At 73.8% G+C, this 13578-nt stretch carries 15 protein-coding genes and 1 other RNA gene; 4 read left to right on the forward strand and 12 right to left on the reverse strand.

Annotation, left to right across the window (positions count from 1 at the left end):
• Together AB0B41_RS19940 and AB0B41_RS19945 are read left to right on the forward strand one after the other, a co-directional pair.
• Positions 1-450 (forward strand): AtzH-like domain-containing protein (locus AB0B41_RS19940; protein ID WP_358205263.1); only part of this gene is annotated, 450 nt, incomplete at its 5' end.
• Complete coding sequence (locus tag AB0B41_RS19945; protein ID WP_358205265.1) at positions 447-836, forward strand: hypothetical protein; 390 nt, start codon at positions 447-449, stop codon at positions 834-836. The genes AB0B41_RS19940 and AB0B41_RS19945, both read left to right, overlap by 4 nt.
• A 10-nt stretch (positions 837-846) precedes the next feature.
• Here AB0B41_RS19945 and AB0B41_RS19950 read toward each other — a convergent pair whose 3' ends face one another.
• On the reverse strand, positions 847-2115 hold the full coding sequence (locus tag AB0B41_RS19950) for an MFS transporter (RefSeq protein WP_358205267.1): 1269 nt from the start codon (positions 2113-2115) through the stop codon (positions 847-849).
• A 114-nt stretch (positions 2116-2229) separates the two neighbouring features.
• Here AB0B41_RS19950 and AB0B41_RS19955 point away from each other — a divergent pair, with 114 nt between their 5' ends.
• The gene (locus AB0B41_RS19955; protein ID WP_358205270.1) at positions 2230-3393 is read left to right on the forward strand and encodes a class I SAM-dependent methyltransferase; all 1164 of its coding nucleotides are present in this window, start codon (positions 2230-2232) and stop codon (positions 3391-3393) included.
• A 98-nt stretch (positions 3394-3491) separates the two neighbouring features.
• On the opposite strand, the gene ssrA is transcribed toward AB0B41_RS19955, so the two are convergent.
• Both ssrA and AB0B41_RS19965 read right to left on the reverse strand, forming a co-directional pair.
• Positions 3492-3888, reverse strand: a transfer-messenger RNA (tmRNA) gene (gene ssrA / locus AB0B41_RS19960).
• A gap of 57 nt (positions 3889-3945) precedes the next feature.
• Positions 3946-4359, reverse strand: coding sequence for a helix-turn-helix domain-containing protein (locus AB0B41_RS19965; RefSeq protein ID WP_358205272.1), 414 nt, complete (start codon positions 4357-4359; stop codon positions 3946-3948).
• Positions 4360-4463: 104 nt separating this feature from the next.
• Between AB0B41_RS19965 and AB0B41_RS19970 the strand changes: the two genes are divergently transcribed.
• Complete coding sequence (locus AB0B41_RS19970; protein WP_358205274.1) at positions 4464-5372, forward strand: NADP-dependent oxidoreductase; 909 nt, start codon at positions 4464-4466, stop codon at positions 5370-5372.
• Between the two features lie 68 nt (positions 5373-5440).
• On the opposite strand, the gene AB0B41_RS19975 is transcribed toward AB0B41_RS19970, so the two are convergent.
• The 9 genes from AB0B41_RS19975 to AB0B41_RS20015 form a co-directional block, all read right to left on the reverse strand.
• Positions 5441-6355: an amidohydrolase family protein gene (locus AB0B41_RS19975; RefSeq protein WP_358205276.1), complete on the reverse strand. Its 915-nt coding sequence runs from the start codon at positions 6353-6355 to the stop codon at positions 5441-5443.
• Positions 6352-6837, reverse strand: coding sequence for an SsrA-binding protein SmpB (gene smpB, locus AB0B41_RS19980; RefSeq protein WP_358205278.1), 486 nt, complete (start codon positions 6835-6837; stop codon positions 6352-6354). The genes AB0B41_RS19975 and smpB overlap by 4 nt, the downstream gene beginning before the upstream one ends.
• A 28-nt stretch (positions 6838-6865) precedes the next feature.
• Positions 6866-7780 (reverse strand): permease-like cell division protein FtsX, encoded by a 915-nt coding sequence (gene ftsX, locus AB0B41_RS19985; RefSeq protein WP_358205280.1) that lies wholly within the window; start codon positions 7778-7780, stop codon positions 6866-6868.
• Between the two features lie 37 nt (positions 7781-7817).
• Positions 7818-8507: a cell division ATP-binding protein FtsE gene (ftsE, locus tag AB0B41_RS19990; RefSeq protein ID WP_358205282.1), complete on the reverse strand. Its 690-nt coding sequence runs from the start codon at positions 8505-8507 to the stop codon at positions 7818-7820.
• Positions 8508-8588: 81 nt separating this feature from the next.
• Positions 8589-9704: a peptide chain release factor 2 gene (prfB, locus tag AB0B41_RS19995; RefSeq protein ID WP_358205285.1), complete on the reverse strand. Its 1116-nt coding sequence runs from the start codon at positions 9702-9704 to the stop codon at positions 8589-8591.
• 73 nt (positions 9705-9777) lie between these two features.
• The gene (locus AB0B41_RS20000; RefSeq protein WP_358205287.1) at positions 9778-10287 is read right to left on the reverse strand and encodes a helix-turn-helix transcriptional regulator; all 510 of its coding nucleotides are present in this window, start codon (positions 10285-10287) and stop codon (positions 9778-9780) included.
• Positions 10288-10438: 151 nt separating this feature from the next.
• Complete coding sequence (locus tag AB0B41_RS20005) at positions 10439-11272, reverse strand: leishmanolysin-related zinc metalloendopeptidase (RefSeq protein WP_358205289.1); 834 nt, start codon at positions 11270-11272, stop codon at positions 10439-10441.
• A 62-nt stretch (positions 11273-11334) separates the two neighbouring features.
• Complete coding sequence (locus AB0B41_RS20010; protein WP_358205291.1) at positions 11335-12339, reverse strand: acyl-CoA dehydrogenase family protein; 1005 nt, start codon at positions 12337-12339, stop codon at positions 11335-11337.
• Positions 12340-12348: 9 nt separating this feature from the next.
• Complete coding sequence (locus AB0B41_RS20015) at positions 12349-13518, reverse strand: acyl-CoA dehydrogenase family protein (protein ID WP_358205294.1); 1170 nt, start codon at positions 13516-13518, stop codon at positions 12349-12351.
• Between the last annotated feature and the right edge of the window lie 60 nt (positions 13519-13578).

Here is a 13578-nt window from a genome sequence, read left to right on the forward strand (position 1 = left end):
GCCCGCCGCACGGGTGGGGTCCGCCGCGGGGGCGTCCCCGCCGCACCGGGGGCCGGGTCCCGGATCGACGCGCCGGAGGTGGTGGCCGAGGTCCGCGCGGTGTTCGAGCGCTACGAACGGGCCCTGCGGGAGGGCGACGTCGCCACCCTGACCGCGCTGTTCTGGGCCGACCCGCGCTGCGTCCGCTACGGCGTGGCCGACCGGCAGCACGGCGCGGACGAGATCGCGGCGTGGCGGCGGGCGAACCCCGGTGTCCCGGCGGGCCGGACGCTGGCGGAGACCGTCGTGCTCGCGACCGGCGACGCGTCGGCCGTGGTCAGCACGCTGTTCGGCTATCCGGGCGGCGCGACCGAGGGCCGGCAGACGCAGACCTGGGTCAGGTTCCCGGATCTCGACGGCCACGGGGGCTGGCGGATCGTCGCGGCGCACGTGTCCGAGGTGCCGCGGTGAGCACGGTTCTTCTCGCGGTCGTCGCCGCCCACCGGCGGGGCCAGCCGTTGCACCCCGAACTGCTGGCCCTCGGGGGCCGGTTCGCCGGGGTCGGCCACACCGCCCCGGTGTACCGGCTGCTGGCGCTGCCCGGGGAGGAGGTCCTGCGCGGCGGGCTGGTCCGGGTCGCCGACGGAGGCGCGGAGGTGGAGGTCGAGCTGTTCCGGCTGCCCGTCCCCTCGGTCGGCCGGCTCGCCGTCGCCCTGCCCGCGCCGCTGGCCGTCGGCACGCTCGTGCTGGCCGACGGCCGGTCCGTGGCCGGGATCGTGTGCGAGGGCTGGGCCGCCGGGACGGCCCGGGACGTCACCGCGCACGGCAGCTGGCCGGCCTACCTCGCGGCCCGCTGAGCCACGCCCGTCACTCCGCCCCGACGGCGCGCTCCCCCGCGACCGTCTCGGCGGTGGCGTCGCAGTGGTCGTGCGGGCGCGGGAGCGTCTCGGGCGCGCGGAGCCAGAAGCCCAGCGCGATCACCGAAACCACGCCGGTGAGGGCGAAGGCGAGCCCGAAGCCGGCCGCCTGGGCCACCGCACCGGCGGCCAGCGGCCCGACGATGGCGCCGACGTCGGCGGCCATCTGGAAGCCCGCCAGCACCGTGCCGCCGCGGGCCCGGCTGCCGATCACGTCGGCGACCGCGGCGGTGATCGGCGGGTTGACCAGCCCGCTGCCGACCCCTGCGACCAGCGACAACGCCAGGAACAGCCCGGACGACGGCGCGAATCCGAGCAGGCCCGTCGCGATCGCGGAGACCACGAGACCCGCCAGCACCGGGGGCTTGCGGCCGCGGCGGTCGGCGAGCCGGCCGGAGATCAGGAGGGTCGCGGCGTTGCCGGCCGCGAAGACGGCGAGCGCGAACCCGGCCCACGTCTCGCTCTGACGGAGCGCCTCGACCACGAACAGCGGCACCAGCGCCACGCGGACCCCGAACACGGTCCAGCCGTTGGCGAAGCTCGCCACCAGCGCCGCGCGGTAGGCGGGGTGCCGGATCGCCGTCGGGAAGGTGGCGGGGGCCTCGGCGGGATCGGTCCCGGCGCGATCGCCCGTCCGCCCCCGCAGCAGCGGGACCGAGACCAGCATCGCGCACAGCAGCGCCGCCGCGTACACAAGGAACGGCGCGCGCAGGCTCACCGCGATCAGGCCGCCGCCGGCCAGCGGCCCCGCGATGTTGCCCAGCAGGAAGCCCGTGGCCCACATGCCCGTCGCCCGGCCGCGAGCCTCGGGCGGCGCGAGCCGCACCAGCAGCGAGATCGCCGAGACGGTGAACATGGTGGAACCGATGCCGCCGACGCCCCGGAACAGAAGCAGCTGCCAGTAGCTCTGCGCGGCCGCCGTCGCCCCCACCGAGGCCGCGGCGATCACCAGCCCGACGGTGTAGACGCGCAGCTCACCGAACCGGCCGACCAAGCGCCCGCTCACCGGGGCGAAGGCGAGCCGGAACGCCGCGAACAGGCTGATCACCGCGGAGGCGGCTGCCACCCCGACGTCGAACGTGCGGGCGAAGGCCGGCAACGCCGGCGCCACGATGCCGAAGCCGATCGCGACCACGAACGCCGCCACGACCAGTACCCAGATCTCCCGCGGCATGCGCACCCGTGTGCGCGCCGGCACGGCGTCCCTCGTCGTGGCCACGTCGCCCCTTCCGTCCCGATCGTTGGCAACGCTACGCGATCGGGTGAAGGGCCGGGATCGTCACCAGGTGACGGGAAGGGGCGTGCACGCCGATGTCGGTAGCCTCTCCCGGCGGTGGACACGGACGAGGTGCTGGCTCGCCTGCACGAACTGGCGGGACCGACGGGCGCGGAGCTCTTCGCGGCGATCGCGGCCGGGCTCGACGGGCGCCCGCTCACCGACGACGCCGCCCTCCGGCTCGGGACCGCACTGCGCCGCACGTACCCCGCGCCGCTGGTCGCGGAGGCCCTCACCCAGGCGCAGCTGCGCGAGCGGGCCGAGGGGAAGTTCGACCGGGCGAGCGCGATGTTCCTGACGCGCGCGGGCTGGGAGCAGGCGTCGCCGGAGATCGTGGCGCGACACCGGGCGTCCCGGTTCGCCTCGGCGCGCCGCCTCGCCGACCTCTGCTGCGGCATCGGCGGCGACCTGCTCGCCCTCGCCCCCGGCCGGGACGTCCTGGCCGTCGACCGCGACCCCGTGCACCTGTGGATGGCCCGCCACAACGCCGCGGTGTACGGCGGCGAGGCACACACCCTGCTCGCGGACGTCCGGGAGGTCGACCTGACCGGCGTCGACGCGGTGTTCGTGGACCCGGCCCGGCGCTCGGCGCGCGGCCGGATGCGGACCGGCGACAGCGAGCCGCCGCTCGACTGGTGCGTCGGCCTGCCGGTCCCCGCGATCGGGATCAAGGCCGCCCCGGGCCTCGACCACGACGTCGTCCCCGCGGGGTGGGAGCTGGAGTTCGTGGCGGTGGACCGGGACCTCAAGGAGGCCGTGGCCTGGTCCCCCGCCCTCGCGACGACGCGGGCCCGGGCGACCGTCCTGCCCTCCGGCGACACGCTCGTCGCGGCCGCAGGCGAGCCGGTCCCGGTGCGCGACCCGGGCCGCTACCTGCTCGACCCGAACCCGGCCGTCACGCGGGCCGGTGCCGTCGAGGAGCTCGCCCGGCGCACCGGGACGTGGAAGATCGACGACCGGATCGCCTTCCTGTCGGCCGACGAGCCGGTCGCGACGCCGTTCGCCCGCACGCTCGAGGTGATCGACTCCGGGCCGTGGGACCAGAAGCGGCTCCCCCGCCGGCTGCGCGAGCTCGACGTCGGCGCCGTGGACATCCGGCGCCGCGGCCTGGCCGGGGACGTCGACGCCCTGCACAAGCGGCTCAAGCTGCGCGGATCCCGCCGGGCGACGCTGGTGATGACGCGGGTCCGGGACCGGCCGTGGGGCCTGGTCTGCCTCTGAGAACGGTCTGACCCCGAGAACGGTCTGACCCCGAGAACGGTCTGACCCCGAGAACGGTCAGGGCCCCGACCCGTCCGGGTCGGGGCCCTGAACTCCAGGGGTGGAGGTGCCGGGAATCGAACCCGGGTCCTCCTTCGCTTTGCGAGGGCTTCTCCGTGCGCAGTCCGCTGTGTCTCTACTCGGATCCACCGATCTCACGGACGAGCCGGTGTGACGATCCCAGTCGCTGTTGGTTGTCCCGTCCGACCCCGGCGACCGGGCCGGACGGTGAAGTCCCCTAGCTGATGCCGGACACCGGGGCGGGAACACCCCCGGGCCGACAGCCCTTTACTGGATCAGGCAGCGAGCGCGAAGTCCGCGCGCGCGCCCTGAACCTGGGCAGTGCGACTCTCGTCGGCACTTATTTGGTTACGACGCATGGTTAACGAGGTCATCGTCGTCTTCCTCGGCACGCTTCCCCTCGGTCCGCCTCAGGAGTCGAGACCGTTCACCCCCTTGTCGCGACCCGCACCTCGGGCCGTCGGTTCATTCTAACGCCCCCGACCCCGGCACTCATCCCGATTCGGTGTCGGACCGGGCGTCGTACCGATCACGCGCGGCGAGCACCTCGTCGACGTGCGCCTCCGCCCACTCCTTGACGTGCAGCACCGCCCGGTGGAGCCCGGCGCCGAGCGGCGTGAGCCGGTAGTCTACCCGCACGGGCACGGCCGCGGTCACCTCGCGCTCCACGAGCCCGTCGCGCTCGAGGCCGCGCAGGGTCTGGGTGAGCATCTTCGGGCTGACGCCGGCGACGCGCCTGCCGAGCTCGGAGTACCGCTTCGGGCCGTCGGCCAGCGCGGCGAGCAGCAGCCCGACCCACTTGTCGCTGATCCGGTCCAGCACCATCCGCGAGGGGCAGGCGGCGAGGAAGGCGTCGTAGGCCGCGCGGTCGGCCTCGCGACGCTGGGCCGCGGTCGTGGTCGCCATGGCTCTCCTCCGGCTCTCCTACGCACTTCCAGGTAACTACTACCCGCTGGGTAGTAACGCTCCTAGCGTGAGTTCCGGAAGCACGACGACGAGGAGTGAGCGACATGCGTGCAGTGGTGTTCCGGGAGTTCGGCGGCCCCGAGGTGCTCGAGGTCGCGGAGGTACCCGAGCCCGAACCGGGGCCGGGCGAGGTGCGGATCGCGGTCGAGGCCGCCGCGGTCAACCCCGTCGACCTGGCCACCCGGGCCGGGTGGACGGTGCAGGCCGGGCTGTCGCCGGCGCCCGAGGGGGCGTTCGCGCGGGGGCTGGGCTGGGACGTCGCCGGGAGGATCGACGCCGTCGGCGCCGGGGTGGAGGGGCTGCGGCCGGGCGACGCCGTGATCACGATGCTCCCGGCCTTCGCCGTGCCGGTCGGGGCGCAGGCGGAGAAGGTCGTGGTGCCGGCGGCGGACGTGGCGCCGGCGCCCGAGGGCGTCGAGGTCGCGGCGGCCGCGACCCTGCCACTCAACGCCCTCACCGCTGCCGCGGCGCTCGACGACCTCGCCGCGCCGGAGGGCTCGTCCCTGCTGGTCATCGGCGGGGCCGGTGGCGTCGGCGCGTTCGCGGTGCAGCTCGCGGTGCGCGCCGGGCTGCCGGTGGTCGCGACGGCCTCGGCCCGCGACGAGGCCGCGGTGCGGGGATACGGGGCCGAGGTCGTCCGCCGGGACGCACTGCCTTCCGGTGTCGACGCCGTCCTCGACACGGCGGGAACCGGCGCGGCCGCGCTCGCGCCCGCGCGCGACGGCGGCACGCTGGTGACCGTCGCCGGGCCGGTGCCGGCGGAGCGCGGGATCCGCAGTGTGCAGGCCGAGGTCCGGCCGGACGGCGCCCGCCTGGCCGAGCTCGCCGCGCTGGCGGCCAAGGGCGAGCTGACCCTGACCGTGGCCGGCACCTATCCGCTCGACGACGTCGCTGCGGCCCACGAGCGGCTCGCCGCCGGTGGGGTGGGGGGCCGGCTGGTCCTGCTGCCGTGAGCGTTCGCGCTGGTCACTGGGGGTCGTGAGTGCTGACTGACCCTCTAGCGGCAGTCAGCGCTCACGGGTCAGAGGCGGAGGAGGCGGGTGCCCGTGTCGTGGAGGACCGAGCGGAGGAAGGGTTCGCCGAGCCGGTCGGCCGCAGCGGCCCAGCCCGCGATCGCGCGGAGCTGCTCGGCGTAGGGGTACGGGATGTTCGGGAAGTCGCTGCCCAGGACGACCCGGCCGGGGATCTCGGCGAGCCGGGTGGGCCAGTCCGCCGGCAGCGGCGCGAACGCCTCGGCATAGGGCGTGCCGACCATCGTGGTGTCGAGGTGCACGTTCTCGTAGCGGTGCACCAGCTCCAGCGCGGCGTGGAAGTCCGGCATCCCGGCGTGGGCGAGCACCGCGGTGAGCCGCGGGTGATGGGCCAGGACCTCGCCGAAGACGTCGAGCCCGGTGTGCTCACCGGGGATGGGCCCGTGCCCGCAGTGCACGATCACCGGGACGCCGGCCTCGGCCAGCAGGCCCCACGCCCCGTCGAGCAGGGGGTCGCGGGGGTCGAACGCCCCCACCTGGACGTGCACCTTCACCGCCCGGGCCCCGGCCTCGACGGCGGCGCCCAGGTACTCCTCGACGCCGGGCTCGGCGTAGAGCGTGGCCGTGCGGACCGCGGCCGGGGTGGCGGCGGCGAACTCGGCCGCCCACTCGGTCAGCCACGCCGCCATGCCGGGCTTGTGCGGGTAGACCAGCGGCGCGAACCGCAGCACGCCGAGCTTCTCCAGCGTGGCGACCCGCTCGGGCTCGGGGGTGCGGTACTGGATCGGCCAGTCCCTGCCGTAGTGCGTGCGGGCCTGGTCGAAGTAGGCCCACACCTTGCGCAGGACCCGCTCGGGCAGGAAGTGCACGTGGATGTCGACGAGCCCGGGCAGGCCGAGGTCGGCGATCCAGCGGGGGATGTCGTCGTCCGACGACGGGGGCTCGGGCAGGGCGGGCAGGGTCACGAGAGCGACCTCGCCCGGCCCTTCGCGGCGCGGCCGATGGCCCGGGCCATGTCCCGCTCGGCGTCCTTCTTCGCCAGGTCCTGCCGCTTGTCGTAGCTCTTCTTGCCGCGGGCCAGCGCGAGCTCGCACTTGACCTTGCCGTCGCTGAAGTACAGCGACATCGGGACGAGCGTCAGCCCGCCCTCGCGGATCTTGCCGATCAGCCGCTCGATCTCGTACTTGTGCAGCAGCAGCTTGCGGGTGCGCCGCGGCTCGTGGTTGGTCCAGCTGCCGTGCGTGTACTCGGGGATGTGCAGGCCGCGCAGCCACACCTCGCCCTCGTCGACCGTGGCGTACGCGTCGACCAGGGAGGCCCGGCCCAGCCGCAGGCTCTTCACCTCGGTGCCCATGAGCGCCACACCGGCCTCGAACTCCTCGAGCACCGCGTAGTCGTGACGCGCGCGCCGGTTCTGCGCGATCACCTTGCGGCCTTTCTCCTTCACCCCTCCAGCCTACGCGGAGGTCGTCCCGTCACACCTTCACATAGAGACGGAGCGTGACGTACCCGGTGATCCCCGCGATGACGGCGCCGATCGGGACCAGGTACACCGAGACCGTCAGGACGTCGGCGAGCGTGACGGGCGGGATCACGCCGTTCTGCGCGATCCCGGCCAGCAGGGAGTCGATGAAGGCGATCTTCCCGACGAGCAGCCCGACGCCCGCGAGCACCGCGCCGATCACGCCGGTGATCACGGCCTCGACGAGGAACGGCAGCTGCGTGTACCAGCGCGTGGCGCCGACCAGCCGCATCACGCCCACCTCGGTGCGGCGGGTGTAGGCGGAGACCTGGACCGTGTTGGAGATCAGCATCAGCGCCGCGACGGCCTGCACCAGGGCCAGCGCGAAGGTCACGTTCCGCACGCCGCCGAGGAAGTCGAACAGCTTGGCGACGACGTCCCGCTGGTCGATCACCGTCCGCACGCCGACCTGGTTCTCCATGGCCTGCTTCACCGCGGCCGCGCCGGCCTCGGTCGACCCGTCCTGGTCGACGAGCTTGACCCGCAGCGTGGCCGGCAGCGACTGCGGCCGGGCGAGCTCGGCGACCGACTGCCCGGCGAACAGCTCCTGGAAGCGCTCGTAGGCCTCCTGCTGGTTCTCGTACGTCACCCCCGCCACCAGCGGGGAGTTCTCCAGGGTGGACCGCAGGCCCGCGCAGATCGGCTGGGTGCAGTCCGTGTCCGCGGTGGACACGTCCTGGGTGAGCGCGACCCGGATCTCCAGGCGGTCGGAGTAGATCGCCTCGGTGGCGTCGATGGTCTTCACCGCGAGCAGGCCGGTGCCGACCATGAGCAGCGAGATCGCGGTGGTCAGCACCATCGCCACGGTCATCGTGACGTTGCGGCGCAGGCCGGTGGCGACCTCCCGGACGACGAAGTCGGTTCTCATGCCGCCTCCGCGGAGAGGAGTACGTCGACGGGGCGCACTAGCGGCCGACCCCGTACACGGCGTGGGCCTCGTCCCGGACGACCCGGCCCATGTCCAGCTCGACCACCCGCCGTCGCATGGAGTCGACGATGGAGTGGTCGTGGGTCGCCATGACGACCGTCGTGCCGGTGCGGTTGATCCGCTCGAGCAGCAGCATGATGTCCTGGCTGGTGTCGGGGTCGAGGTTGCCGGTGGGCTCGTCGGCCAGCAGGACCAGCGGGCGGTTCACGAACGCACGGGCGATCGCCACGCGCTGCTGCTCGCCGCCGGAGAGCTCGTGGGGCATCCGGTCGGCCTTGCCCTCCAGCCCGACCAGCTCGAGCACCTCGGGCACGACCTTGCGGATCGTCGACGGCGACTTGCCGATCACCTCGAGCGCGAACGCGACGTTCTCGCCGACGGTCTTGTTCGCGAGCAGCCGGAAGTCCTGGAACACCACGCCGATGCGCTGCCGCAGCCGGGGCACCTTGCGCCGCGGGAGCTTCGCGACGTCGAGGTCGGTCACCCAGATCTTGCCGCGGGTCGGGACGTCCTCCCGCAGCAGGAGCCGCAGGAAGGTCGACTTCCCGGAGCCGGACGGCCCGATGAGGAAGACGAACTCGCCCTTGCCCACCTCGACCGAGACGCGGTCCAGCGCGGGCCGCGTCGAGGTCTTGTACATCTTGGTGACGCGCTCCAGCCGGATCACGGCCGGGACGTTACCGGCGGATCATGACCGGGCCGTCACCCGACAGGCCCCCTCGGCGCAGCGGCGCTACCGCTCGTCCGATTACGCGTTCTCCGCCTCGAGCTGCTGGTTGCGACGCCAGCGGATGCCCGCCTCGATGAAGCCGTCGATGTCGCCGTCGAGCACCGCGCCCGGGTTGCCGACCTCGTACTCGGTCCGCAGGTCCTTGACCATCTGGTAAGGGTGCAGCACGTAGGAGCGCATCTGGTTGCCCCAGCTGGAGCCGGAGTCCTTGAGCGAGTCCATCAGCGCCCGCTCCTCCTCGTGCTTGCGCGCGAGCAGCTTGGCCTGCAGCACGACCATCGCGGTCGCCTTGTTCTGGATCTGGGAGCGCTCGTTCTGGCAGGACACCACGATCCCGGTGGGGATGTGGGTCAGCCGGACCGCCGAGTCCGTGGTGTTGACGCCCTGCCCGCCGGGCCCGGACGACCGGTAGACGTCGACGCGCAGGTCCTTCTCGTCGATCTCGACGTGGTCCGTCGACTCGACGACCGGGGTGACCTCGACGCCGGCGAAGGACGTCTGCCGGCGGCCCTGGTTGTCGAACGGCGAGATGCGGACCAGCCGGTGCGTGCCCTGCTCGATCGACAGCGTGCCGTAGGCGTAGGGGGCGTGGACCTGGAAGGTCGCGGACTTGATGCCCGCCTCCTCCGCGTAGGAGGTGTCGTAGACGTCCACCCCGTAGCCGTGCCGCTCGGCCCAGCGCAGGTACATGCGCATGAGCATCTCGGCGAAGTCCGCGGCGTCGACCCCGCCCGCCTCGGAGCGGATCGTCACCAGCGCCTCGCGCTCGTCGTACTCGCCGGACAGCAGGGTCCGGACCTCGAGCGAGGCGATCTCCTCGCGGAGCTTCGTGCGGTCCCGATCCGCGTCGGCGATCGCGGACTCGTCCCCCTCGTCCTCGGCCAGCTCGTAGAGCACGGGGAGGTCGTCGAGCCGGCGGCGCAGGTCCTCGACCCGGCGCAGCTCGGCCTGGGCGTGCGAGAGCCGGCTGGTGACCTTCTGCGCGGCCTCGGTGTCGTTCCAGAGGTCGGGGGCGCCCGCCTGCTCCTCCAGGTCCGCGATCTCCGCCTTGAGCGCGGGGACGTCGGTGACCGCCTCGATGCCCTCCAGAGTGGTTGCGAGGTCCTTCAGGTCGGCTGCCACGTCGGGGTTCACAACGCTCCAGGCTACGCGGGCACGCGAGGGCGGTGCGGCGGGAGGGTTGGGGTCCGGGTGCGCCGCCGGGGTGTCAGTCGAGCGGGATCGCGTCGAGCAGCTTCACCATCGCCCGGGTGTGCGCGACGGTGAAGTCCGCGACCGCCTTGCGGTACGGGTCCTCCTCGCCCCGGGCGGTGGCGCGGGACTCGGCGAGCCGCGCCGTGTAGACCTCGCGCGAGGTGCTGACCAGCTCGGCCCGCTGCTTCACGGTGAGCTGGCCGGCGTGCAGCAGCCGCAGGACCAGCGGGCTGCGCAGCGCGTCGCCGCCGCTGCCGTGGTGCAGCCACGCCTTGAACGCCCGCTTGCCCGCCGCCGTGATCACGTACTGCTGCGACGCCCGCGGCCCCTGCTTGCCCAGCCGCAGCAGGCCGGCCTCGGCCATCACCGGCAGCTCGCGGTAGACCTGGCTGCGGGTCACGGTGAAGAATGAACCGAAGCGCTCGCCGGCAGCCGCGACGAGCTGGCCGCCCGTCATCGGACCGCTGTGGAGCAGTCCGAGCAGGGCCGCGGCGGTGGCGTTGACTGCGGGTGGGGCCGGCATCCCCTTACGGTCCCACGAGCGGAGGGGTTCCGCATTCCACAGTGGCCCCCGACCTGCGAGTTCGGACGGTCACGACGGTGGCGCAACCGAGGTGCGTACCCCGCGGACACCGGCCCACACCTCGCCCGCGGTGGGTGGGGTGCGGGGCGGGTCAGACGCGGAGGGCCGTCTCGGGCAGGACGTGCGCGGTGGGGCGCCCGACCCGGCACCGCCGTCCCGGCCTGCCGACGATCGCGGGAAGCCCCTCCACGCCGGCCGGCAGCCGGTAGGGCTCCGCCGCCCCGAGGTCCACGAGGTATCCGAGATCGCCCAGGCCGGCCACGGAGACGCGGGAGATCGGGTTGCCGGCCTCGGCGATGAAGCCGCTCATCAGCTCGTCGCCGAAGACCGACTCCCGCCAGTGCCCCTCCCGCGTGCCGGGCCCGCCCGTGTTCTCGACGGGAACCCCGCCGCTGCCGCCGAGCGCGGTCCACTCCGCGACCGCCCCGGTGCCGGTGAAGACCGGGTCGTCCGTGCCCGCGCCCGACAGCAGGCCGAGCCGGGACCAGAGGGTGCCGATGCCGAGGACGTGGCCCATCTCGTGGGTGATGACGTCGTCGAGCGTGCCCTCGGTCTCCATCCGGTCGAGGTCCGCGGTGTCGAACCGCATCTGCCCGACGGCGGGGAGCAGCCCGGCGGAGACCGGGCGCAGCTGCGTGGGGCCGGCCTGGCCGAGGACCTGTCCGGGGCCGTCGATGTCCGCGCCCGAGGCGAGGATCAGCACGTCGTCGATCGTCTCGCCGTCCACGACGACGGCCGGGAGGTCGCCGACGATCATCCGCGTCCAGCGGTCCGCCGCGGCCGCGAAGGCGGCCTGCTGACGCGCGCCGAGCCCGCCGGTGAAGCGGACGTCGATCGTGAACGGCGCGGGTGCGGCCGCCGCGAGCGTGCCGGCGGAGGCCTCGGCGGCGCGGGTCGGGTCGGCGACGGCCCGGTAGCTCTGCATCCCATGATCGTGCCGGGGCCCGGCGGCGGCCGCCATCGGGCGCGCCGCCGGGCCGCCGGACGTCAGAGGGTGAGCGCGGCGATCCGCTCGCGGTGCTGGTCCACCCCGCCGTAGAGGCCGGCGAGGCGCTTGGCGCGCTTGTAGAAGAAGTGCGCCTCGTGCTCCCACGTGTAGCCGATGCCGCCGTGGTACTGGATCATCGCGGCCGTCGACTGCAGGGCCACCTCGCTCGCCTTGGCCTTGGCGACGGCGACGGCCAGCTCGGCGTCGTCGAGCCCGGCGTCCACGGCGTGGGCGGCGTAGAGGGCGGCGTGCTCGGCCATGGTCACGCCGACGTGGATGTCCGCCAGCGCGTGCTTGAGCGCCTGGAAGGACCCGACCGGCACGCCGAACTGCTCCCGCTCGCGGTCGTAGGCGACGGTCCGGCTCAGCGCCTCGCGGGCGATCCCGACCAGGTCGGCGGCGACCAGCACCGTCGCGCGGGCGGTCAGGGGGCCGACCGCGTCGCCCGGCAGCGGCTCCACGTCGGCGACGTTCAGGGTGGCCAGGCGTGTGGTGCGGTCGTAGGAGCCGATCGGAGTGGCCTGCGCGCCGGTGGCCAGGCCGAGCCCGCCGGTGGTCCGGACGACCACGACGTCGGCGATCACGCCGTACTCCACCGCGGGGACGACGCCGGGGGCGTCGCCGCGCAGCCCGACGGCGCCGATCGCGTCCCCCGAGGCGAGCCGCGGCAGCCAGGCCGCCTTCTGCTCGTCCGACCCCGCGAGGCGGATCGCCTCGGCGGCGAGCACGGTGCCGCGCCACGGGCCGGGCGCGACGCCGGCGCCGAGCGCCCGCGCGATCACCTGCGCCTCGACCAGGCCGAGGCCCAGGCCGTCGTGCTCCTCGGGGACGGTGACGGCGAGCCAGCCCTGCTCGGCGGCCGCCTTCCACAGCGACTCGGGGTTGCCGTCGCCGTCGGCGTCCTCGAAGACGCGACGCACGGCTTCCCTGTCGAACCGCTCGGCCAGGTAGGTCGTGACCGCCGCGCCGAACTCCTGCTGGTCCTCGGTGAGGGCGAAGAACATGCCGGGCTCCTACCGGGGCAGGCCGAGCACACGCTCGGCGGTGACGTTGCGCTGCACCTGCGACGATCCGCCCCAGATCGTGACCGACCGGGACCACATCGCCTGCGCGTTGAACGGGCGCAGGTCGAGGTCGCCGAGCGCCTCGAGGGTGTCGTCCTCGCCGAGGACGTCGTCGTAGACCTCCCAGAGGTCCTGGAAGGCCTCCGACCACTGCAGCTTGGTCATCGACGCCTCGAAGCCCAGGTCGCGACCCTGCTCGGTCTGCGTGAGCACGTGCATCGAGTGCAGCCGCAGGCACTCCAGCTCGGTGAGGACACGGGCGAGCTTGTTGCGGATCACCGGGTCCGTGTCGCGGCCGAGCTTCTTCGCGACGGCGGCGATCTCGTCGTACTGCCGGCGGAACTCGGTGTACTGCGAGATGCCCGAGGCGCCGCGCTCGAAGGACAGCAGCAGCATCGCGGTGCGCCAGCCTTCGCCGATCTCGCCGAGGACGTCCGTGGCCGGCACCCGGGCGTCGTCGAAGAAGACCTCGCCGAACTCGCTGGCGCCGGACATCTGCTTGAGCGGCCGGGCGTCGACGCCGGCCTGGTGCATGTCGATGAGCAGCATCGAGATGCCGCGGTGCTTCTGGCTGCCCGGCTCGGTGCGCACCAGGGTGAAGATCTTGTCGCCGTGCACGGCGTTGGTCGTCCAGACTTTCTGCCCGTTGACGACGAAGTCGTCCCCGTCGCGGACGCCGCGGGTGGACAGCGCCGCGAGGTCCGACCCGGCGCCGGGCTCGGAGAAGCCCTGGCACCAGATCACCTCGTTGCGCAGCATCGGGCCGATGATCTCTTTCTTCTGCGCGTCCGTGCCGATGGCCATGACGGTGGGCGCGAGGAAGGTGAGGCCGAGCGGGTTGACCGTGCGCGGCGCGTCGGCCAGTACCATCTCGACGTCGTAGATCGCCTTCATCCCGGGCGTGCCGCCGCGGCCTCCGAACTCGGTCGGCCACTGGATCCCCGCGAAGCCGGCGAGCGCCTTGTCGCGCTCCCAGTCGCGGCGCAGCCGGAAGCTCTCGTCGTCCGGCAGCGACTCCCAGAAGCCCGGGCGGCGCCACTCGTCGGGGATGTTCGCCGAGAGCCAGGAGCGCAGCTCGCTGCGGAACTCCTCCTCGGCGGCGGTGAAGGTGAGGTCCATCGTCGAGACCTTCCTGCGGTGCGGACCGGGTGCGGCGCGGTCCCTGTCGGCCGCCGCGCC

Origin of the sequence: Pseudonocardia sp. NPDC049154 (assembly GCF_040648315.1) — a bacterium.
Lineage (GTDB): Bacteria > Actinomycetota > Actinomycetes > Mycobacteriales > Pseudonocardiaceae > Pseudonocardia.